The sequence below is a fragment of the Citricoccus sp. genome (assembly GCF_032154715.1).
In the GTDB taxonomy this organism is placed as follows: Bacteria; Actinomycetota; Actinomycetes; order Actinomycetales; family Micrococcaceae; genus Citricoccus.
Window position 1 is genome coordinate 16,465 of the sequence record NZ_JALDXU010000022.1, and the last position, 20,360, is coordinate 36,824.

The window sequence follows — 20,360 nt, forward strand, 5'->3', positions numbered from 1 at the left end:
GTGCCGAGGTGGAACCCTGCCGCCGCGCCCTCGGCAAACACGGCGGCAGGGAGATGGAGGGGTGTGGTGGTTGGTTAGGCGGTGCGCTCCCACGACACGGTGCCGTCCACGACGATCCCGCCGATGGCCAACGGGGCATCGGGCTCGTCGACGCCGGACAGGCCACCGTTCTGGGCACGCAGGGATTCGCCGGTGGAGAGGACCGCCATTTCCCCTGCCTGGTAGGTCTTCGCGGCCTCCCAGAGGGCAGCGCTGTCCGCAGCGGCAAACGCCACCAACTTTCCACGCCCGGTCAGGGTGAGCTCGGCAGTGGTGAGGTCGGTCTTCGGCCCACCGGCTTCCACGTAGGAGACATCCGCGATGCCCTCGTCGCCAGTGGCCGGGACCGCGTTGCGCTTCCGGAACCGGACGTGGACGAGGCCGTCCTCGGCGATCTCCCGGGATGCGGCCTTGAGAATGGCCTGACCGGGGTCGGCCGGCAGGGACGCGCGGGGGACCTTCATGGTTCCCTCAGCGGTCCACGAGATGCCGGTGGCGATCTGGGAACCCCAGAAGGTGCCGTCGTACTCGCCGTCATCCTCGAGGTTCTTCTCAGTCTGCGGCGGGGTGAGCTCGGTGATGCCGCGTACCAGGGTCCAGGCGGTGGGCTCGGTGCCGTCGGTGTAGGGGGCGACCTCGAGGAGCCAGTCCCCGAGTACGCCGGCGATGATCGGTTCGGTGGTGGTCACAGACATGGTGGTGTCTCCTTCGAGGGTGGTCAGTCCCGGCGGTGGGGGCTGGTTCGATTGATCTGGAAGTAGTAGTTGACGGTGGCTTCCTGCCGGTTGTTCCCGTCCGGCGGCAGGCTGGTGGTCGACTGTTGCCACGACCGGACCACGGGGGTGCCCCCGAGTTGGTAGTGGACGGCGTCGTGCAGGTCCTCGAATAGGGCGTCGGCGATGTCTTTCACGTCGGCCCGGTTGTTCCGGCGGCCTCGGATCCGGGCTTGGACTCCGATGGTGGAGTCGGTGGTGCCGGTGTTGTCGTCCACGCCGTACATGCTGAGTGCGATGCCTCGGTCTGGGGCGGTGGCCAGTTGGTCGAAGTAGAGCCCGACCTCACCGGCCACGTACCCGCCGGCGGGCCGGTACGTGGCCGCCCCGTTCGTGTGGAGCCGCCCGGCCAGGGCGGTGAGGAACTCCGTCTGGAATGCCACGGCTACCACTCCCCTTGAACGGTTCGAGCAACGATGTCGAGGACCTCGGCCTTATTGCCGTTGATGGCGTTCTCTAGGAACTTCGCTTCCCGGCCCCCGGTGTGGCTGAGGGTGAGGTCCTCGTGCTGAACGGTCGCGTATGGGGTGTCATAGGAGATCGCGGCGCGGAGGTTCTTCTCGTCCAAGCTGACGGTCCCGGAGCGTTCGAGGGTGCCCTCTTCGAGGGGGACCTTCGCGTTGGATTCCCCGAGGACGTGCTCGGCGGCCAGAGCCAGCCCGCGTGCGGATGACTTGCGGAGCCTGGTCGTAACGGACTTGACGGGTTTGAACTTCCATCCCTTGGCCATCAGGTCAGGGCCACTTCGAGGTGGTCGGGTAGGTCGAGGGGGCCGGAGTTGGCGAGGCCGGCCTTGATGACCGTCGCTGTCCGTTTGGGTAGGTCGACTTCGGAGCCGGGAAGGAACCAGCCGTCGTACTCCGGTGGGGTAGTCAACGTGGTCTCGGAGATGACTTCGGCGCCGGTGCCGTCGCGGACGAGGGTGCGGGTTTCGTCGATGAAGCAGCGGGCGGCCCGGTCGGGTGCGAAGGTGTCGCCCCATGCGCCGCCGGATTGGAGGGTGCGGACGGTCGCCTGGTGGACGTAGAACTCTTCGAGGTCAGCGGCGCTCATTCGTCCTCCTCGGGTGCGTCGTCGTACCCGACCGGGCCGCCTGTCGTGGCCCACAGCAGGACCACGACCAGGACGAACAACAGGACCCATCCCACGGCGTGCGCAATCATCGGACGGCCGCCGTGATGAGGCCGGCGTGGTCGAGGATCCCGAAGGCCTCCTCGCACAGCGTGGACAGGGCGGCGACGCGGGCGGCCTTCGTGGCCGCTGTGTCCCCGGCGTCGTATGACACGGACGCGCCCTTGATGGACTTGGACGACGCCACACGCGTGGATTGCTCGGACAGGCTCCCAGCGGCCGGGTCCAGCCCGTTCGCCGCCCAGAAGGATGCCTGCGCGCACGTCGCATCCCGAAACGCGTCGATGACACGAGACTGGCTGGGCATGCCGTCTGTGAAGGTCCCGTAGACGGCGTTGCGGGTGGCCTGCTCCACAAGGGTGGAGGCAGACCGGAGGAGGACCACCGCGTTCGCCGGGGCCTCGGCTCCTGTCCATTCGGTCAGGTCGGCTTCGGTCGCGTAAGTGCGTGCCACGGTGATCCTCCTATCAGGGGTCAGACTTCGGGTTCCGGCGCGGGGGTCTGGGCAGCCGCGGTGGGCTGCCAGGTGACGAGGTGTTCCGTCTCCGCCGCCGACTGGATTGCCGGGTCGTCGGACACGTCGCCGGGCCGGACCGGGCGGACACCCTGCGACCCGTGGATCTCGGGGGAGATCACGTTGGGGCCGTGCGGGTTCCCGACCTCGCCTTCGAGGCCCGCGTTGGTCGGGGGCAGGAAGTCGGTTGGTCGGGGGTCCACGGCGGCATCCCGAAGCGGGGTGCCGTGCAGGATGGGGTCGACGTAGGCGCGAGGGTCTGCGGCCATGGGTCAGTCCTCCTGCTTCTGGTCTGCGTCGAGGTTGGCCAGGGCGGCCTTCACCTCGTCGCGGGACATGTCGGCCACGGTGCCCTCGTCGAGGCCGCGTGCGACGGCGTGGGCGCGCCAGGCTTCGGCGGAGGCGTTGCCCTGCGGCGCGGCCGGGACCGGCTGTCCCTCGGGCTGCAGGCCCGCGACGCGGAGGCCTGCAGCAAAGGCGGCTTCGTCGTCGAGATCTTCCTCGGCTTCCGCCTCGACGACGTAGCCCTTGCCCTCCAAATAGCGGCGCAGCCCGCCGGACAGCTCGCCCTCGTGGGTGGCCTGCCCGTCCTTGAAGTTCAGGACGACCGGGCCGTACTCGGTGGACGTGGTGACCTGGGCCGGGGCGGTGATCTTGGTGATGGTCATGATGATGTTCTCCTCCGTTACAGCAGTGGGGCCACACCCGAAGGCGAGGCCCCACTGCGCGTGGATGGGTTGGGGATCAGGCCGCGGCCAGACGGACACCACGGGCCACCGCGGCGGCCTTGGTCTTCTTCAGGGCAACACCAACCGGCCCCATCTCGACCTCACCGGTCTTCACGGCACCGGCCTTGGTGAAGTCCGGCAGCCACTGCTGGACCAACTGGCCGCCCACGGTGGACACACCGTGGAAGCCGTCCAGGGCGATGCGGACCCCGTACAGGTCCGTGGTCCCCGCGGTGACGGGGATGATGTCGGCGTTCGTGCCGGCCTTCTTGCCTGCGTCGAACAGGATGGCGTTGCCGTACCGCTCCACGTAGGTGTTCCGGGGGCCGGGCTCGCGCACGTACATCGAAGTGCGGCGCGCCGCCGACCGGATCCGGGCCAGGGCCAGCTTGTTCGACAGGACCAGGGTCGGCTCGCCGTCCATGAGGGCCAGGAGCTCGTCCAGGTCCTCGAGGATGCCGAACGCGGAGGTCTCGTCCAGGGCGCCGGACCAGTCGATGGTCCCGGCGGGGACCTCGGTGGTGGAGCCGGCCAGCGCCTTGGACAGTCCGTCGAAGGAGTCCTCGTCCACGGCGGAGTCACCGTTGATGACTGCGTCCGAGAACTGGGCGCGTGCGGCCTGGATCTTGTCGGACATCTGGAAGGACACCTCGTTGGAGGCAGCCGGGCCGACCTTCGCGAGGACTCGGTCGATCTGGAAGGACCCGCCGAGCACCTTGAGCTCGGTCGAGTGCTTCGAGGTCGTGGCCTCGGACGGGGTGTACTCGGAGTTGATGGCGCGGAACTGCGCGGTCCCCATGGTCTCCTTGCGGCGGTAGCCGTAGGAGAGGGTGGCGCCGCCGCCGGCCGGGCTGACGACGTCGTCGAAGATCATCTGCTCGAGCATCGCGGAAGTGCGGAACTCGTCGATGACGGTGATGTCGACGGCCTCGGTGGCGTTCTGAGAGGCCTGTGCAAGGGTGACGGGCATGGCTGGGTGCTCCTTCTGGGGCTAGTTGGTGTTGTAGTGTCCTGCGACCGCGTCCGCGAGGGACCCGGGCTTGTTGGTGCGCTGTTCGCCGGACCCGCCGCCGATTTCTGCGCTTCCCTTGGCCGCCGCCTGGCTGGCCTTGAGTTTGGGGTTGTCCTCGATCGCCTTCTTGATGGCGGCTTCGATGTCGTCTGCCTTCGAAGGGTCGAGGTCGCCGATCTTCTCGAGGAAGGATCGGGAGTCGAGGAGGGCCGCGGCGTCCGCGCCGAGTGCGGGCTTGCCGGCGGCCTTGAACACGGCGAGCTCAAGCTGTGCCTGCTTCGCCGTGGTGGTCTGGTCGGTCAGCTGCTTCGTGAGGGCGTCGGCGTCGGGCTTCTCGTCGCCGTCCTTCACGAGGCCGAGGGCCTTGCCGAGCTTCTGCACGAGCGCGGACTCGGCTTCCTGGGCAGCGGTGGCGCGGGCGTTGTCCCGGGCTTTGCCGTTGGCGCTGGCCGCATCACGCTGTAGCCGCTCGATCGCGGCCTTCGCCTTGACCGGGTCGTTCCACGGCTCCTGGTCGTCCTCCCCGTCCTTCGGGTCGGGAGCGCCGGCCGGGGGCGTGGCGGGGGCCGCCGGGGGAGTCCCGGCACCGGCTCCCGCGGGATCGCCGGAGCCTGCAGGGTCGCCGCCCTGGCCGCCATTTCCACCGGTGCCGCCGTCTCCACCTTCGCCGCCGGCGTTCATCTGGGCGTCACCGAACGTGCAGCGGTGGAAGTCGAGCAGGGCCTGGACGCCGCCGGGGGCGGTGAGGTCGATGCCGTGAATGGTCTTGCGCTTGTTCATGGTTCCTCCGAGGTCGAAAAACGTGTCTGGGGGTGCGGATAAGGTCTGATGAAGCGGGTCACACTCGGTGGCGCGCCTTGATGAAGGGAGGCTGCAATGGCGGTCGACATAGTTGCGCCCAACGGAGCCCCGATTGACTTCGAGGACTCAGAGGGCGTCAGGCTTTGCCATGCTTTCGGACGCGACGGGGTCCTGTTCGTCGTTCGAATCGAGAAGAACGAAGCCAAGCGTGCGCTAACGCTCTCGCCCAACGGGTGGTCGATGGTGAGAGGCGATCTGTGGCGGGGAGACCCATACCAGCTTGAGCAGTACTGGCCCGGCGCTACCGGGCAGTGATGTTGGTGCGGTGGGTCTGGGCCTTGCGGCCGTGTTCATCTCTGAAGGCTTTGAACTCGGCCTGCTTGGCCCGGACCTTCCGCCCTGCCACCTTCCCTGCTTCAGGGTCGATGGCGGCCGCGATCAACTCTTCGCGCTTGAGCGCCCGGATGCGGCGTTCGTAGGCCCGCTGCCGCTCCCGGAGCTTCTGCCCCTCGGGGTCGGCTTTGTCTCGAGCGGGCCCCTTGGTGATGCCCGGAAGGTAGATGCTGTAGGAGTGGCGGCAGTTCGGGTGGAACAGCCCCGCCGACTTGGCCCGGCCGAGCGTGGTCATCACCGTCCGACCGTCCGAGAGCCTGCCCGTGGTCCGTCCCCGGAGCGACAGCACCTGGCCCTCGAAGGGGCGGCAGATGTTGCACTCCTCGGGAGCGTTGGACACGATCACCGTGTCCACCCCAAGATCCTCCAACCGCTCCGCATGGCCTTCGAGTTGTGCCTGGGCGACGGTGGTGCGGCCGACCATCTCCGCGTAGGCGCCCATCTCCCAGGCGCGGCCGGCGCGGTCGGTGAACCCGGTGACCCCGCGGCCGCCCAACTGCTGCAGGAACCGGAGGCTCGCGTCCCGCCGCGTGCTGGCCCCGCTCGCCACCTGCTGGGCGGCCAACAGCCCGGTGCGGGCGTAGACGTCGTCAGTCCATCGGCGGACCTGCAAGCGCATCCGCTGCAGGGGCTCGGTGGCGGCACGGGCGAGGACCACATCGGTTGCCGTGTTCCGGGCCCGGCCGACGAGGTCCATGCTGATCCCCGCCGCCGCTGCGTCGGTTGAGGCGATGCCGGCGCCGCGGTTGAACGACAACGCCGTCAGCCGCTCGACCGCGCCGGGGACGTCCTCGAACAGATCGTCGAGGATGGCGTCCACGGCCCGGATCATGCGGCGTTGCTCGGCGAGGCGTGCGGTCAGCCAGTCCGGGGCGTCCATCGTCCGCGCCATGGATCGGGCCAACTGCTGCAGGATGCGGCCCTCAGCGGCGACGTACATGTCGCGGAGCCGCAGGGCGAGGTCCTCGGGATCATCCGGACGAAACGCCATGAGCTAGGCCTCCAACCGGAACCGGTCCGAGAGACCCCGCCCGTCGACGCCGAGCGTCGCCGGGTCGGCGAGCTCCATCTGGTTCTCCGCCATGATCTTCGCGACCTCGGCATCGATCCACAGTTGATTCCGGCCCGGGTTCACCATCCGCACCCGCGTCTCGATCGATGCGGCCAGCGCGGTCGCGAGCAACTGCGCGGTCCGTGCAATGGCCTCGGGATCCTCCTTCACACCGTCCGCCAACTCGACGCGGATCGGCAGGGCCGTGTCCGCGCCACTGTTGAACAGGGCGGCGTCCATGGCCAGGAGCTTCGTCACCGCGGCTTCGAGGACCGGGCGCACCGTGCGGCCCTTCCTGCCCTGGGTGAGCCCAGACCGGCGTTCCTTCGCGGACACCTCCGTCGCAGTCTGCGCCGCCTCGCCGCCTTCCCCGAAGGTCTGGGCGGAGTAGCCGGCGGACCGGATGATGGTGTTCCAGATCAGGGCGATGGACTTCTCGAGCTTCTCGACGCGGATGTCGAACTGGACCTTCTCGATCTGCATCTTGGCATCCGTCACCGAACCCGGCGCCGAGTTCACGGGCGAGTAGATCTCCGACTGCTCGAACGTCGTCCCACCGCCAGGCCCGTTGTTCGTGAGCATCCCCTGGGGGACCACGAGCATGGCCTTGCCGAGCCGAATGTCCCGCATGAGCGAGGTGTAGGCCTCGTCGAGGGCGTCCAGCAGGGACTCCAACCCGTCGAGGTCCGACCGCCCCAGGTGACGGCCCAGGGCGTGGCCGCGCCAGGTCCGCTGGGGTTGCAGGTTCGGCCAGTGGAACACATCCAAGCCCTGTGACTGGGTGGAGATGGTGGCTTCGGCGTCGACCTCTGTGGCGAGGTCGGCGGTGGCGGGGTGCTCGTTGAGGGGGATGGTCATGCCGAGGTTGTCGGTCCGGCCACGGTAGAGGCCGTGCTGGATGACGCCCACACCTTGGTCGTTGGTCTCGTGGCGTTCGAGGTGCCGCCACACCTCCTGGTTGGAGGTCTTTACGACGTGCCAGAACGTGACCGCGACGAGGCGGCCCCACCGGAACTCGGGGAACGCGTTGTCGTAGTCCACGACAGTCAGGAACGGCCGATCAGGGACGGCCCCCTTGTCCCAGGTGGCGCGGAGGTAGCAGCCACCGAGGGCGGCACCAATCTCAGCGCCGGAGGCGAGGGCGGCGTGGAAGTCGGGGCCGGCCAGCTTGTCGAGCCGGTCAGCGGTGGTCGCTGCATGGGCCTTGGCTTCTTTGCCGTCCACGTCCACGGCGATCTCCGGTGCCTCGGAGAACAGCAGGTCGGAGGATGCTTGGCAGAGGTCGGCGGCCACGGGGACGTGCAGCTTCCGCTCTGCCGGCTTCGTCAGATCGGTGCGCTTCTCACCCCAGAAGAACTTCACGACGGCCCGGACCGCCCCGCGCACGCCGGCTTCGGAGGGCCGGGTGTGCTCGGTCTTGGTGTAGATCGTCGTGAGGGCCTCGGTGTCGTTCGAGTACCAGGCGGCCCATTCGGTCCACTTGGCGCGCATGGGCGCGAGGTCCGTGGGTGGCCACGCGGTGTTGTTCGCCGGCAAGGGCATCCGGGGCCTCCTTAGGCTGCTAGGTCGATGGCGTTCCGCCAGTTCGTCTCAGTCGTCGCGATCGCGTACCGGCCGGCGTCGAGGGAGTGGTCGGCGACCTTGAGGGGCTTGTCCTCGCCCTTCTCAGTCGACTTCGGATCCCACGAGTACGAGGGCGCTTCCTCGAGGAACCCGGTGCACCGGTCGGACACGAGGAGCCGGTCCGCGCTCAGCAGGGACGCGGTGGTGCGGATCCCGTAGAGGACGTTGTTGTCACCGTTGATGACGTTCGTGAGCCCATCCGAGGACAGCTGCACTTTGAACGAGGCGGCGGCGGGGTCGACGATGGTCCACTCGGGGTGGATGGTGGACCCGTCGGGGTGCTCGGCCTCGGCCAGCCAGGTGCGGAGGCGGCCGGAGATGTCTTTGTCGGTGAGGCGTAACTGGGACGCTTTCGCGTCGTACCGCCATTCATCGACGAAGAACAGCCGGTTGTCCACGGACAGGCCGAGGAGCATGGCGGAGGTGGCGTTGGTGGTGCCGTAGTCGATGCCGACGCCGAGGTAGCGGGACATGGGCGGCAGGGATGCCCAGGGGATGGTGTGGCGTTCAGGGGTCCACATGTCGTAGACGGCGCCCTCGGCGGCGACCCAGTGGCCTTGGATGAAGCGGCGGTACCAGAGGCCGGTGAACTCGTTCTTGATGGACTCGACATACTCGGGTTCGAGGGACGGGTTGTCGTCGAGGGTGAAGGCCCACCGGGACCAACCCTGCAGGCCTTTGCCGATGCGGTCGAGGAACTTCCGCTTCAACCAGTGGGCGGGGCTGTCGGGGTTGGTGGTGCCGAAGAGTTGTGCGCCCTTCACGGACATGCGGCCGAGGAGCTGCGTGAAGAACTGCTCCGGCAACGTGGTGACCTCATCGACGATGACGCCGGCCACGGTCATACCACGCAACACCATCTCCGCCTTGGCGTCGGATGCGCCCATGACGTGGACGGTGCGACCGAGGACCTTCACGGTAGGTGCACCGTAGTTCCCGACGACCTGGGCGGCGAGGGGACCGAACAGGTCGGGGTTCTGCATGGGTGCGACCATGTTCCGCCACACACTGTCCCTCGTGCGGCCGATCATGAGGAGCTCACCACCCCTGGGGACGTCCCTCAGGAACAGGAACCAGCGCAACAGGGCGATGATCGTCTTCCCGGAGCGGATGGCCCCCTCAAGGATGCAGACGCGGCTACGGCTGTTCTTCAGGAAGTGCAGCTGCTTCGGGCTCACCGCCGCCCGTTCCGAAGTCACCGCCGGTGCCAGGGTCGCTGTCGTCACCTGGCACCTCCGTCAGTTGGTGGGCGAGGCGGTCCAGCATGGACTTCGCACCCTGGGTGCCATTGTCGTTGTCGACCTTCTCCAGCACCGTGGCCTTGTCGAGCATGATCCCGAGCGAGGTCATCTCGCGTTGCTTGTCCTGGGCGGGCACAAAGCCGAGCGAAGCAGCGGAGTCAACCCCGAAGGACCCCTTCGTGATGGTCTGATATTCGCCGGGCTTCTCGAGGAGCCCGAGGGTGTTTTCGGCGAGACCGTAGAGCCTGCTGACGATGGTGGCGCGACGGGCAGCATTGTCGACTTGGGCTGCCTCAGTCGCTTCGCGTGTTTTTGCATTGCGTACCGTACGCACACCAACGTTTTTGGCCCATCTGGCGACGGTGTTCTTCGGGATGCCGAGCTTCTTCTGGACTGCGGTAGGACCTTCGAGCTCGTAGATGCGGAGAGCTTCGGTCCGTTGTTCTTCGGTGTAGGTGCGCTTCGCCATGGCACTACGAACACCTCCGAGGGGTTGTGGCTAGCGAATGTCGGGCCGGCGCGGTTCGGAAGTCGGGGAAGGGGTTCCTCGTTGCGCACGTCCGTCCTGCAGGTCTCAGGGCGCTCTAGGATCGTGGGTGTGATTCTGACACTCGTGGCCGCTGTGCCTGACTCCCCATCTGACTACACGCCTGCGCTAATCGGGCTCGGTGGAGTGATCGTGGGTGGAGTCATCCAAGTGCTGGCTCAACGACGCGTCTCGGTTGAGAATCAGGTGCACGAACTGCGTAGAGAATGCGCGGACGTCTACGCAGCTGTGGGGCGCTACACGTCGGGGGTTGCTCAAAGCGTGAACGCCCACCATGACGCGCTGACCCGATTCATGTCTCGTTCGGTCGGCGATCAAGAGCCGATACCGAAGGCGGAGCAGGCGTTCCTCGACAAACTTGGAGAAGACATGTTCGCTTGGTTCCGGGAGGTTTACGAGAAAACCATCTCAGTGTCTGCGCGGAAAGATGCAGCAGTCGCTCAGCAATCAAGGATGACACACCAGGAATGCGTGGCGTTGCATACGGCCGCAACACGGTATCTCAACGGGGAGGTAGTTCCATTGGATGAGGTGGACCGACTATACGACTCGGCGCGGCACGAAGCTGACGTTCTTCTCGGAATGGTGGCCCCTAGATGGTGGGAACGCCACGGCCGATTCAAGAACGCTACGAGAGTTAGAGAGCAACTTCGAAGGAACCCGCCCAGCGAGCCGCCTGGGGCGGAGCGAGTCACTGATTCCAACTGACTGCCCGTCTCGTCGATGCTAGGCATGAGCCGTCCATATCGTGAAGCCGGGTTTGATTCGGAACTCCTATTGAAACCGCAAGGTCGGGACAAACTGTCGTTCGTTGGCTTGGCCGAGCCGGCAATATCCCTTGCCACATGAGACAAGGGGCTGCAGCAGGCATGAGAAAAGCTCCGGCCATTGGCTCGGAGCTTGATCTGGGTACAACTGTTCCCTCGGATTTAGACTACCGCATTTCTCTTGTCTGTGCTGGCTTTCATGCGGCGAGTCGTCTGCGTTGCTGCATACGTTGGTGGACCTGCAGCACGTCGCCGGGGAAGAAGAGCCGGGTCGGCCTGCCCGCGGTGGTGACTCGCTCGAGGACGTAGCTGAGTGCTCCGATGTACACCCAGTTCTTGAAGTCCTGGGTCTTGATCTTGACGCCGACGTTCTTGGTGATCCACTCTCGACAGGCTTTGGCTGGCATGGGGTTGCCCTTGACTTGCTCGCGGATGAGGCGTTCGCGCCACGCGGTCGAGTGCTGGGTTCCGCACTCACGGCAACTGACCCACTCCGCCCCTTGCTCAGCTGAGAGTGGTGACATGCACATGCTTCCGTCCTCGAAGTACGTCGAGCATGGTCCCCAGACTCGTCGGTCCGCCGGCTTGTCGAAGACGCGCTCCACGGCACGCAAGGCATCGTTTAGTTCGTCGAGCAGGTCACCAGCCCAATCTTGTGACCGGATGATGTGGGTGCTCATCCGCAGGTATGCGGTGGGCGCGATGTCTTGGAGACCCTGTCGGTCGTCGAGTTCGAGAACCATCCGCGCCCAGGACTGGAGCTTTTCGGTGAGGTCGATCTTCTCGTCGAGTGCGGACACGTTGACGGCTTCCACGCGATTTCCGGTTGCTCTGCCGGTCGTGCCCATTCGGTCCAAGCGGGCCACCGTGGTTTGGACTGTCGTCAGCGCTTCCGGTACTCGGTCCAGGACTTCCTCGAGGGTTGTGGTGCAGGCGTGGCACAGGTGGATCCCTGCGGCCGTGAGTGCGTCACAACGGGTGCAGACGTGCTGGCCCCCGGGCAGAGTCTCGAACATGGTCATTCTCCTATCGAGCATGGCGAAGGCCCGCAGATCGGGTTCTGCGGGCCTGGGGGTTGGGGTGCAGCTAGGGGTGGAGGGTCAGCTGGCTTGGGGCCACTGTTGGCGGTCACGGACTTCGCTGTAGTGGCCGGCAAAGTCCATGACCGCGGTGCCAGTGGCGCCTTGGCGGTTCTTGGCGACGATGAACTCGATCTCGTGGGGTGCTTCCATCAGGTCGCGGTGAAGCAGGACCACCACGTCGGCGTCCTGTTCGACGGCCCCCGATGACCGCAGGTCGGATAGCTGGGGCTTCTTGCCCTCTCGGGATTCGGATCCACGGTTCAACTGGGAGAGGGCGATCACCGGGACGTCGAGCGCCTTGGCGAGCAGCTTGAGCTTGCGTGACGATTCGGTGACCACGTCGTACTCCTTCTGGCCTGGTCTGCCTTCGATGAGGCCGAGGTAGTCCACGACGACGGCCGCGAGGCCATGCTTGCGTTTGATGCCCCATGCGTGCCGGATGATCTGGGCGAACGAGGCATCGTTTGATGGATCCACGTACAGCGGCATGTGGCCCCACTCGGCGCGGGCCTCGACGACGCGGCGCATGTCATCATTGGACAGGCGGTGCTTGACGATGTGACCCATGTCCACCCGTGCACGCTGAGAGATCATGCGTAACTGGAGTTCCGAGGCGTTCATCTCCAGGGACGTGTATGCCACTGCTCCGACGTTGGCGAGGGACATGGCGGCTTGGAACCCAACGACGGTCTTCCCAACGCTGGGCCTGGCGCCGACCACGTAGAGCCCGCCTTTGCGCCACCCGTGGATGAACCTGTTCAGGGACGGCCAGGGGGTCTCGATGAACGGGACCGGCCTGTCCAGCGATTCGATGGTCTCGTCGAGGGTGTCCGTGATGGCCTCGGTGGGGACCGTGGACGAGGGGGCAATGTTCGCGACATTGCGGTGGAGCTCGTCCAACAGCAGGTCCAGGTCGACCCCGCTGCCGGCCTTGTTCATGATGTCTGCTCCGAGGGCCTGAACTCGGCGGCGGGTCGCGTCCTCCGAGACGATGCCGGCGTGGTGTGACAAGGACGATGCGGGCGTTGCCAGGCCTACGATGTCCCAGATCGCGGTAGGCGTCAGGGCCCGCCTCTCTGCTTCATCGAGACTCGAGGCGGCGGCTGCAATGGTCACCGGGTCTGTCGGCTTGCCGGCGTTGGAGGCGTCAAGGACGAGGCGGTAGAGGATCTCTCCTGCCAAGGTGGAGAAGTCCTCCGGGGCGAGACCCACCTCATCGAGTCGGGTGGCCCCGTTCCCTGAGGGGTCGAGGACTGCGGAGAGGACGGACTTTTCCGCTGGTGTCATCGGGAGATCTCCTTGGGGGATAGGGCATCCAGGGTCAGTCGACCGACGAGGTATGCCGTGTGGTCGTCGGGGGTGATGTGCCCGTTGGCAGCGAGCGCCCACAGCTTCCGGTTCTCATGGCGCCAGTCGGGGCCTCGGTCGAGCAGGGATCGTTCGTCTGCATCGGATAGGCGGAGGTCTCCGAACTTGCCGAGCCTGTCCTGCTGGTATTCCTTCACCCGTTCGATGATGTCTGCGGGCATGATCCAGTCTCCGGGGGCCCGGAAGTAGGCCTTGACCGCTTCGATGCAGTCGCGGAGCGTGTAGGGCTCGAGCAGCTCGTACCAGGCGATGATCTTCTCGTCTGTCACCTTGAAGCCCTGGTGGTATGCCTGGACTCGGGCGAGGACTTCGGCAGTCTCGTTGATGTTCACGATGCGTTCCTTTGCTGCTGGTCACGGAGGGCCTGCAGTCGCTGGCCGCGAGCACGTGTCTCGCTGATTCGGTTGTCTCTGCCAGCCGGGGCGGTTGACTTGTTCTGGGTTTCGTAGAGCACGGAGGCGAGCGTGGCTGGATGCAAGCTCTTGGAGTTCCAAGCGATCACGGCTTCGCGGACATGGGCGTATTCGTAGCCCTCGTCCAGGAGGTTCTTGATCTCCTTGGAAAGCTGGCCGATGACCCTGCCGGGTGGTCGGATGCTCTTGCTCTGAAGCCATTCCCCGATGAGCGTCTGGGCAGTTGGCTTCGATTGTTCGTCTGGGACTAGTTCGCCTTGGATCACGGCGACCTCCTGGCCGAGCAACGACGCGGGTTCGACTGCGCCCGTATCGTTCCTCTGGGTCTCGTTAACAGTGGGTCTCGTTATATGCGTCATCTGTGGGGCCACCCCCCTCGTCATCTGTGGGGCCACCCCCTCCCCGCCCGTGGGGCTAGGTGGCGTCATCTGTGGGGCTACCTCAAGTGGTCGGAACGTGGCCACTGTGTAGTAGTTGGATCTACGTTCCGAGGTGCCCTCTTCGTAGCGGGCCTCGACAGTGACCGCGCCAATCGCCTGCAGCTCCTTCAGATACCGATCCACAGAACTGAGCTTCTTGTTGATCCGCTTGGCGAGTGTCGTCCTGGACGGGAAGGCCTTCCCGGTTCGCTGATCTGCGTATCTCGCGAGGGCGGCGTACAACCGGAACGCCCCATCGCTGATCTCGGCATCGAGCACCCATTCGGGGATCTGGGAGAACTTGCCGCCCTGCATGGTCACTGCCTCTGGTGGTCTAGCAGTTCACGGACGGTGGTCTCTTCGATGCCTAGCCCGTCGGCGATCTCTTGATGAGTGAGTCCTGCGTCGTGAGCGAGCCGGACGTAGTAGGTCCGGTGGCTCCGGCCGCGCTCGGTGACCAGGCATTCCATGCGGAGGTAGTGCCTCGCGATCGTCTTTCTGTCGTCTTCGGCGGTGGGGGTCTCTTCGGAGGGCATCGCAACACCCCTCCTCTCTGCTTCGTTCGAACGGTTGGCGGGTCTTGGGTCGGGCTCTCTTGGCAGCACGAGCCAGTCCGTTGGGTTGCCCAACATGCTGAGGTTCCGGGGATGTAGCGATGCCCTCCAGCCCGAACGGGATGGAGGGCATCGCTACGGCGGATCCGAGCGCTTCGGGCAGTCAGGCGGCGGCCTTTAGTTCGGACTGGCTATCCGCAGTGCGTGCGTCGATCTCGTCGGCGATCTTGAGCAGATGCGCGGCAAGCTGGCGGGCCTGGTTGGCGTCGAACCCGAACCGGCTTTCTCCCTCGTAGTCCTCTTCTCTGATCTTCAGATCGGCCCACCCGCGGCGGTCTCCGTCTTCCTGCGTGACGGTCAGAGTGGTAGAGACGGTGAGGGCGCTGGCAACGCCAGTCGAGGGGATGGATGCGGCGGCGTAGCCGAGGGTCTGGACGTCATCGAGGAGGGTGAGGCCGTGGGCGTTGGTGGTCATGGTGTTCTCCTTGTGAAGGATTCCGCGTGAGCAGGTCCCGGGGTGCTGGTGCAGGTGTCGATTGGGCGGCCGGGGCGCTGCCGGCTGCATTGAGGAGTAGTGGTTCACCCGTCTGGACGGGTTAGACGGCTACCCCCAACCTGCGGATCGCGGCGCGTGCGTTGCTCCGGTCGATCGCCTTGTAGGGCGTCGGATCTGCGTACGTGATTGAGCTGTAGAACTGCAGCATCTCCTGGTCGGTAGGCTCGCGGGTGAATGCCGCGTGGCGGCGTTTGGCGAGCTTGGCGACGCGCCGGACGACGTTGCGCTCATCGTTCGGCAGATCTGCTCGGACGCGACCTTCCCAGAAGGCCAGACTGTAAGTGGGCATGGCTGTATTCCTTATCTCCCAGGGACGAACGCAAGGGGTGAAGGGTCGACAAAGGAACCCGCACGGTGTGGTCTGTTTAATGTCAGGTTCTGTACTTTGACTGACGCCTGGACGGGAACGTGTGCGGGCCATGGGCCTAGCACCGATCAATCCCTGTGACGGTTCGCTCAACTCAGGTCACCGTCGCGGCGGTCCTATCGGTGGGACGCGGGATCCTTCGCCGTGCGTTCGCTGGCGGGGAACGTGACCGATTCCTTGGACCAGTGAGAGAAGATGTCGACCATCAAGCCGTGGATCTCGTGCCCATAGAGACTCGTGGTGAAGGTTTCGATAGGCTCGTCCATGATCGCTTCCTTTGGAATGGGTTCGGTCTTGAAGGCCGTGGCGGTGACTTTGGCGAGTCCGTCACGGCCTTCTTTGGTCCGGAGGTTGGCGATCATCCCGCCTCCTCGAACTGTGCTTCCAGCCATGCCTCGACGTCTTCACGCCGATACATCACACGACCGCCGATCAATGCCGACTTGGGTCCATCGCCCTTGTGGCGGTAGAACCGCAGCGTATTGACCGGGATACGAGTGTCCTCCGACACCTCTTTCATCGTCATCAGACGGTGTGCCGCTACCTGCATGCCAACCTCCTAGTTGAAACATACTCGTTTACTACGTGCATGCAGAAAACGATACGAGGAGTGTTTGGCGTTGTCAAACGATCCCCGCATACTGGGGGAATGGATGAACGAAGAGAAACGACGGCGATAGATCGCGAACGTGACTTAGTGGAACGCTTCCGCGAAGTGCGTCAGTCCTTAGACATGACGCAGGAGGAACTCTCCAAGCGGTTGGTCCAAGCAGGGCTAAAGAGCATGAACCAAATGGCTGTCTCGCGACTGGAAGCAGGCAAGCGGTCTCTCAGATTCAATGAGGCCATCATCATCGCAGAGACGCTGGGCCAACCACTGCCGCTCTTGATGGACTCCAGCTGGGCGAATAACGCGGACATGATTCGTCAGACAGCGCTAGAGGCTCAAGCTGAGAGTAGCGCTGAGCAGATCATCAATGACGTGGTCACCACTCTCAGGCGGCAGCGCGAGCTGATTGAGGCAGCCTCCAAAATCGACTGGGCGATGGACGAAATCAGCTACCTGATGGCCGGGAGTCTACGTCCCATCGACGCAATCGCCAGGGAAGCCGTTAAGCGCTTCTTCCATGGAGAGTTCGAGGTCGGAACCTTTGACTTCCTGACGGAAGAGCAAAACGACATTCAGAATGAGATCCTCTCGCGGTATGCGGATGGCCGTCTGGAAGGACCCCAACTGGATCTTCTCCACGAATATTTGAGGAGGGTGAATGGCGTCGATCAAGAAGAGGCCTGACGGCAAATGGCGTGCCCGGTATCGCGACTACGCAGGGAAGGAACACGCCCGACATTTCCCCCGGAAGGTCGACGCCCAGCGGTGGCTAGACGAGGTTACGACGTCGGTAGTCACAGGCAACTATGTTGACCCGAAGTCGGCAAAGCTGACGGTGGGGGAGTGGGCGGACTCGTGGCTGAGGGGCTATGAGCAGAACAGGCCGTCTACGGTGCGGCAGGCTCAATCACATTTGAAGCACATCAGGGAGGCGTTCGGGGACCGCAAGCTGGACTCTGTGCGGCCCTCGGAGGTGAAGGCCTGGACGGTCCGGCTCAGTGAGTCAGGGCTGGCGGATTCCACGGTGTACGCGCTCCACGCGAGGCTGTCGCAGCTCTATGCGGATGCCGTTCACGACGGTCTCGTGGCGAAGTCTCCCGCGAGTAGGAGGACGTCTCCGAAGGTGGGCAAGCAGCGACCATACGTGGCTACCACGGAGCAGGTGTGGTCGCTTCACGATGCGATGCCGGCGGGACTTCGGCCGGCGGTGCTGTTGGCGGCGTTCGCGGGCCTGAGGATTGCCGAGGCGGTGGCGCTGCGGGTGGAGGATGTGGACTTCATGCGCGGGGTGATCTCCCCGGCGATCCAGTACCCGAACGATCCTCTGAAGACGGAGACCTCGAAGACTCCCATCCCGATCTCGACGGATTTGGCGGTGGAGTTGAACAGGATGCCCGTGAAGTTCGGAAGCGCCACCATCGTCACGACGGAGTATGGGCGCGGGATCTCTCCGCACCGGGTGGAGCACTATTTCCGTGTTGCCAGAGCGACGGTCGAGGGCCTGCCTGAGGGGTTCAGGTTTCACGATCTGAGGCACTACTACGCCAGTCTTTTGATCGCATCGGGGCTGGACGTGAAGGTGGTCCAGCGGTGCCTCAGGCACAACTCGGCTAAGACGACACTGGATACTTACGGGCACATGTTCCCGGACAAAGAAGAGTCCGCACGTGCTGCCATTACCGAAGTTCTGGGGGCTCGTGCGGACTCTCTGCGGACTAAGGCCGCTTCTTCCCAGTGATCTAGCTACACGCCGTAGTAGAGCTCGAACTCGTAAGGGTTCGGGCGGATGGAAAGCGGCAGGATCTCGTTCTCACGCTTGTACTCGACCCAGGCCTGGATGAGGTCCTCGGTGAAGACGTCGCCGGCCAGCAGGAACTCGTGGTCCTCCTCAAGCGCGCGCAGGGCCTCCTCCAGGGACGCCGGGGCCTTCTGGATGGTGGCGGCCTCCTCGGCGGGCAACTCGTAGAGGTCCTTGTCGATCGGCTCGGCCGGCTCGATCCGGTTGCGGATGCCGTCCAGGCCGGCCATCAGCTGCGCGGCGAAGGCCAGGTAGGGGTTGCCGGAGGGGTCCGGAGCGCGGAACTCCAGGCGCTTGGCCTTGGGGTTGGAGCCGGTGATCGGGATGCGGATGGCGGCGGAACGGTTGCCCTGGGAGTACACCATGTTGATCGGGGCCTCGAAGCCCTTCACCAGCCGGCGGTAGGAGTTCACCGTGGGGTTGGTGAAGGCCAGGATCGCGGAGGCGTGCTTGAGCAGTCCGCCGATGTACCAGCGGGCCGTGTCCGAGAGGTTGGCGTAGCCCTTCTCGTCGTAGAACAGCGGCTCACCGGCGTTCCACAGCGACTGGTGGCAGTGCATGCCCGAGCCGTTGTCGCCGAAGACCGGCTTCGGCATGAACGTGGCGGTCTTGCCGAAGGCGTCCGCGGTGTTCTTCACCACATACTTGAACTTCATCAGGTCATCGGCGGCGTGTGTGAGCGTATTGAACTTGTAGTTGATCTCCGCCTGGCCGGCGGCGCCGACCTCATGGTGGGATCGCTCGACCTCGAGGCCGACCTCGTCCAGGGCCACACAGATCGCGTCCCGCAGGTCGGCCTGCTTGTCCACGGGGGAGACGGGGAAGTAGCCACCCTTGACCGGGGTCTTGTGGCCGAGGTTGCCGCCCTCGTCCTGACGTCCGGAGTTCCACCAGGCCTCGTCCGAGTCGACGGAGTAGAAGCTGTGGTTCGGCGTGGAGGAGTAGCGGACGTCCTCGAAGATGAAGAACTCGGCCTCGGAGGCGAAGTTGGCGGTGTCCGCGATGCCGGTGGAGGCCAGGTACTCCTCGGCCTTCTGGGCGACGCCGCGGGGGTCACGGTGGTAAGGCTCTCCGGTCCGCGGGTTGACGATCGAGAAGCTCATCACGAGCGTCTTCTCCACGCGGAAGGGGTCGAGGTACGCGGTGGCCACGTCGGGGATCAACTGCATGTCCGACTCGGCGATGCCCTGGAAACCGCGGATCGAGGAGCCGTCAAACAGCTGGCCGTTCACGAAGAAGTCCTCGTCCACCGCCTTCGAGGGCAGGTTGAAGTGCTGCTGGACACCTGGCAGATCGGTGAAACGGACGTCCACGAAGACGACGTCCTCGTCTTGGATGAACTGCAGGACTTCCTGGGCGGTGCTGAACATCTGGTGTGCTCCTCGGGGTTCGGCTAGTGCCTCTACCCTATCGGGATGCCGTAACCCGATCGTGTCAGATGTGTTTCCGGCATGTAACGCGGAGCCCGGCCGCACCTGTGACGACCGCCCGGGCGGCAGGGCGTTGGGTGAATCCGCCGGACGCCGCCGAGCTCACGGATCGGTAGAGTGGAGCCGTGGCACGAACCCCCTCAACACCCCCTCCCTCCGGCGATGAGCCTGCGGCCGGCTCCCGGCGACGCGACTCCGGAGGGCATCCTGACGAACCCGTGGTGACCCGGCGGGACATGGCCGGCTGGGTGGGCGGCACCGCACGCCCGAACGCCCAGGGCCGCTGGCCGGGGGAGCGGCTGGGTCTGGCCCAGGACGGCCCCGCCTCCATGGCCGGATGGGGCCGACGCATTCTGGCCCTCTTCATCGACTGGTTCATCGCCATGATCGTCTCCGGCGTGTGGTTTGAGGGGAACCCGCTGGTGACGCACGGGATCTTCGCCCTGATGCACGTGCTGCTGCTGAGTCTGTTCGGCACCACGATCGGCAAGCGAGTGGCCCGGATCCAGGTGGTCCGCCTGGGGGGCGCGATGGCCACCCCGTTGCGAGTGGTCCTGCGCACCGTGCTGCTGTGCCTGGTGCTGCCTCCGGCCCTGATCGACCCGGACGGACGCGGACTCCACGATCGACTGGCTGGCACCGTCGAGATCCGCATGTAGTCCGCTATAGTCCGTGGCCGCCGCGGACCTCTCGACGTCGGGTGTCGGCTACCGGCCCCGCATGGACTTGCGGTCCGGGCGGGCGCGGTAGGGATCGATGCCCTTCGGAATCGGCATCTTGGCGGAGCCCAGGGAGTTCAGCCGCTTGTCGACAGCCTGGACCTCCTGCTTGGTCAGCGTCTTCTTCATCCGCTTGAGCGTCTTGGCCAGATCGTGGAGTTCCACCTGGTCGGCGCCGTGCCCGGTGGCGAGCACCTGGATCGGGACGTTCGGCAGGAAGCGCTGCATGTTCTTGCGTTCCTTCTCCACCAGCGGGCGGACGCGGGTGGTCGGCCCCTCGGTGATGAGCACGACGCCGGGCCGGCCCACGGCACGGAAGACCGCATCCTGGGTCTTCGGGCTGACGGAGACCGGCTGCTCCGGGACGATCCAGCCGCGGCGCAGAGTCGAGAGTGCTGCACCGGCCGCCCCAGGGCGGCCGTCG

At 65.4% G+C, this 20,360-nt stretch carries 27 protein-coding genes; 3 read left to right on the forward strand and 24 right to left on the reverse strand.

Annotated elements, in window-relative coordinates:
- Positions 1 to 74 precede the first annotated feature (74 nt).
- The 22 genes from RUH65_RS05885 to RUH65_RS05990 form a co-directional block, all read right to left on the reverse strand.
- Positions 75 to 734 (reverse strand): phage tail tube protein, encoded by a 660-nt coding sequence (locus tag RUH65_RS05885; protein ID WP_313816346.1) that lies wholly within the window; start codon positions 732 to 734, stop codon positions 75 to 77.
- 23 nt (positions 735 to 757) lie between these two features.
- Entirely contained in the window at positions 758 to 1,195 is a 438-nt protein-coding gene (locus tag RUH65_RS05890; protein ID WP_313816347.1) for a minor capsid protein, read from the reverse strand.
- A gap of 2 nt (positions 1,196 to 1,197) precedes the next feature.
- A complete protein-coding gene (locus RUH65_RS05895) occupies positions 1,198 to 1,542 on the reverse strand; it encodes a minor capsid protein (protein WP_313816349.1) in 345 nt (114 codons plus the stop codon).
- A complete protein-coding gene (locus RUH65_RS05900; RefSeq protein ID WP_313816350.1) occupies positions 1,542 to 1,865 on the reverse strand; it encodes a hypothetical protein in 324 nt (107 codons plus the stop codon). Before RUH65_RS05900 ends, RUH65_RS05895 begins: the two co-directional genes overlap by 1 nt.
- A gap of 106 nt (positions 1,866 to 1,971) precedes the next feature.
- Positions 1,972 to 2,397, reverse strand: coding sequence for a hypothetical protein (locus RUH65_RS05905; RefSeq protein ID WP_313816351.1), 426 nt, complete (start codon positions 2,395 to 2,397; stop codon positions 1,972 to 1,974).
- Positions 2,398 to 2,417: 20 nt separating this feature from the next.
- Entirely contained in the window at positions 2,418 to 2,726 is a 309-nt protein-coding gene (locus RUH65_RS05910) for a hypothetical protein (RefSeq protein ID WP_313816352.1), read from the reverse strand.
- A 3-nt stretch (positions 2,727 to 2,729) separates the two neighbouring features.
- A complete protein-coding gene (locus tag RUH65_RS05915) occupies positions 2,730 to 3,125 on the reverse strand; it encodes a hypothetical protein (RefSeq protein ID WP_313816353.1) in 396 nt (131 codons plus the stop codon).
- Positions 3,126 to 3,201: 76 nt separating this feature from the next.
- Entirely contained in the window at positions 3,202 to 4,155 is a 954-nt protein-coding gene (locus RUH65_RS05920; protein ID WP_313816354.1) for a major capsid protein, read from the reverse strand.
- Between the two features lie 21 nt (positions 4,156 to 4,176).
- Complete coding sequence (locus RUH65_RS05925) at positions 4,177 to 4,977, reverse strand: hypothetical protein (protein WP_313816355.1); 801 nt, start codon at positions 4,975 to 4,977, stop codon at positions 4,177 to 4,179.
- Between the two features lie 322 nt (positions 4,978 to 5,299).
- Positions 5,300 to 6,382 carry a phage minor capsid protein gene (locus RUH65_RS05930; protein WP_313816356.1) on the reverse strand — a complete coding sequence of 361 codons (1,083 nt, stop codon included), beginning with the start codon at positions 6,380 to 6,382 and terminating at the stop codon, positions 5,300 to 5,302.
- A 3-nt stretch (positions 6,383 to 6,385) separates the two neighbouring features.
- Complete coding sequence (locus tag RUH65_RS05935) at positions 6,386 to 7,984, reverse strand: phage portal protein (RefSeq protein ID WP_313816357.1); 1,599 nt, start codon at positions 7,982 to 7,984, stop codon at positions 6,386 to 6,388.
- Between the two features lie 11 nt (positions 7,985 to 7,995).
- A complete protein-coding gene (locus RUH65_RS05940; RefSeq protein ID WP_313816358.1) occupies positions 7,996 to 9,243 on the reverse strand; it encodes a terminase large subunit domain-containing protein in 1,248 nt (415 codons plus the stop codon).
- Positions 9,203 to 9,775: a hypothetical protein gene (locus RUH65_RS05945; RefSeq protein ID WP_313816359.1), complete on the reverse strand. Its 573-nt coding sequence runs from the start codon at positions 9,773 to 9,775 to the stop codon at positions 9,203 to 9,205. The genes RUH65_RS05940 and RUH65_RS05945 overlap by 41 nt, the downstream gene beginning before the upstream one ends.
- A 1,042-nt stretch (positions 9,776 to 10,817) precedes the next feature.
- The gene (locus RUH65_RS05950) at positions 10,818 to 11,636 is read right to left on the reverse strand and encodes a hypothetical protein (RefSeq protein ID WP_313816361.1); all 819 of its coding nucleotides are present in this window, start codon (positions 11,634 to 11,636) and stop codon (positions 10,818 to 10,820) included.
- Positions 11,637 to 11,720: 84 nt separating this feature from the next.
- The gene (locus RUH65_RS05955) at positions 11,721 to 12,989 is read right to left on the reverse strand and encodes a replicative DNA helicase (protein ID WP_313816362.1); all 1,269 of its coding nucleotides are present in this window, start codon (positions 12,987 to 12,989) and stop codon (positions 11,721 to 11,723) included.
- Positions 12,986 to 13,402 (reverse strand): hypothetical protein, encoded by a 417-nt coding sequence (locus tag RUH65_RS05960; RefSeq protein ID WP_313816363.1) that lies wholly within the window; start codon positions 13,400 to 13,402, stop codon positions 12,986 to 12,988. Before RUH65_RS05960 ends, RUH65_RS05955 begins: the two co-directional genes overlap by 4 nt.
- Positions 13,399 to 14,217 carry a helix-turn-helix domain-containing protein gene (locus tag RUH65_RS05965; protein ID WP_313816375.1) on the reverse strand — a complete coding sequence of 273 codons (819 nt, stop codon included), beginning with the start codon at positions 14,215 to 14,217 and terminating at the stop codon, positions 13,399 to 13,401. Before RUH65_RS05965 ends, RUH65_RS05960 begins: the two co-directional genes overlap by 4 nt.
- 2 nt (positions 14,218 to 14,219) lie before the next feature.
- A complete protein-coding gene (locus tag RUH65_RS05970; RefSeq protein ID WP_313816364.1) occupies positions 14,220 to 14,438 on the reverse strand; it encodes a hypothetical protein in 219 nt (72 codons plus the stop codon).
- 181 nt (positions 14,439 to 14,619) lie between these two features.
- On the reverse strand, positions 14,620 to 14,931 hold the full coding sequence (locus tag RUH65_RS05975; protein ID WP_313816365.1) for a hypothetical protein: 312 nt from the start codon (positions 14,929 to 14,931) through the stop codon (positions 14,620 to 14,622).
- A gap of 121 nt (positions 14,932 to 15,052) precedes the next feature.
- Entirely contained in the window at positions 15,053 to 15,301 is a 249-nt protein-coding gene (locus RUH65_RS05980; RefSeq protein WP_313816366.1) for a hypothetical protein, read from the reverse strand.
- Positions 15,302 to 15,495: 194 nt separating this feature from the next.
- A complete protein-coding gene (locus RUH65_RS05985; protein WP_313816367.1) occupies positions 15,496 to 15,741 on the reverse strand; it encodes a hypothetical protein in 246 nt (81 codons plus the stop codon).
- On the reverse strand, positions 15,738 to 15,929 hold the full coding sequence (locus tag RUH65_RS05990) for a helix-turn-helix domain-containing protein (protein WP_313816368.1): 192 nt from the start codon (positions 15,927 to 15,929) through the stop codon (positions 15,738 to 15,740). The genes RUH65_RS05985 and RUH65_RS05990 overlap by 4 nt, the downstream gene beginning before the upstream one ends.
- Before the next feature lie 99 nt (positions 15,930 to 16,028).
- Between RUH65_RS05990 and RUH65_RS05995 the strand changes: the two genes are divergently transcribed.
- Together RUH65_RS05995 and RUH65_RS06000 are read left to right on the forward strand one after the other, a co-directional pair.
- On the forward strand, positions 16,029 to 16,673 hold the full coding sequence (locus tag RUH65_RS05995; protein ID WP_313816370.1) for a helix-turn-helix transcriptional regulator: 645 nt from the start codon (positions 16,029 to 16,031) through the stop codon (positions 16,671 to 16,673).
- On the forward strand, positions 16,648 to 17,727 hold the full coding sequence (locus RUH65_RS06000) for a tyrosine-type recombinase/integrase (RefSeq protein WP_313816371.1): 1,080 nt from the start codon (positions 16,648 to 16,650) through the stop codon (positions 17,725 to 17,727). The genes RUH65_RS05995 and RUH65_RS06000 overlap by 26 nt, the downstream gene beginning before the upstream one ends.
- 5 nt (positions 17,728 to 17,732) lie before the next feature.
- Here the strand turns inward: RUH65_RS06000 and glnA are convergent, their stop codons facing one another.
- Positions 17,733 to 19,157 carry a type I glutamate--ammonia ligase gene (gene glnA / locus RUH65_RS06005; RefSeq protein ID WP_313816372.1) on the reverse strand — a complete coding sequence of 475 codons (1,425 nt, stop codon included), beginning with the start codon at positions 19,155 to 19,157 and terminating at the stop codon, positions 17,733 to 17,735.
- Positions 19,158 to 19,342: 185 nt separating this feature from the next.
- On the opposite strand from glnA, the gene RUH65_RS06010 reads away from it, so the two are divergent.
- Complete coding sequence (locus RUH65_RS06010; protein ID WP_313816373.1) at positions 19,343 to 19,876, forward strand: RDD family protein; 534 nt, start codon at positions 19,343 to 19,345, stop codon at positions 19,874 to 19,876.
- A gap of 48 nt (positions 19,877 to 19,924) precedes the next feature.
- On the opposite strand, the gene RUH65_RS06015 is transcribed toward RUH65_RS06010, so the two are convergent.
- Positions 19,925 to 20,360, reverse strand: a 436-nt coding sequence (locus RUH65_RS06015; protein WP_313816374.1) for a DUF4191 family protein, incomplete at its 5' end; no start/stop codon positions are given.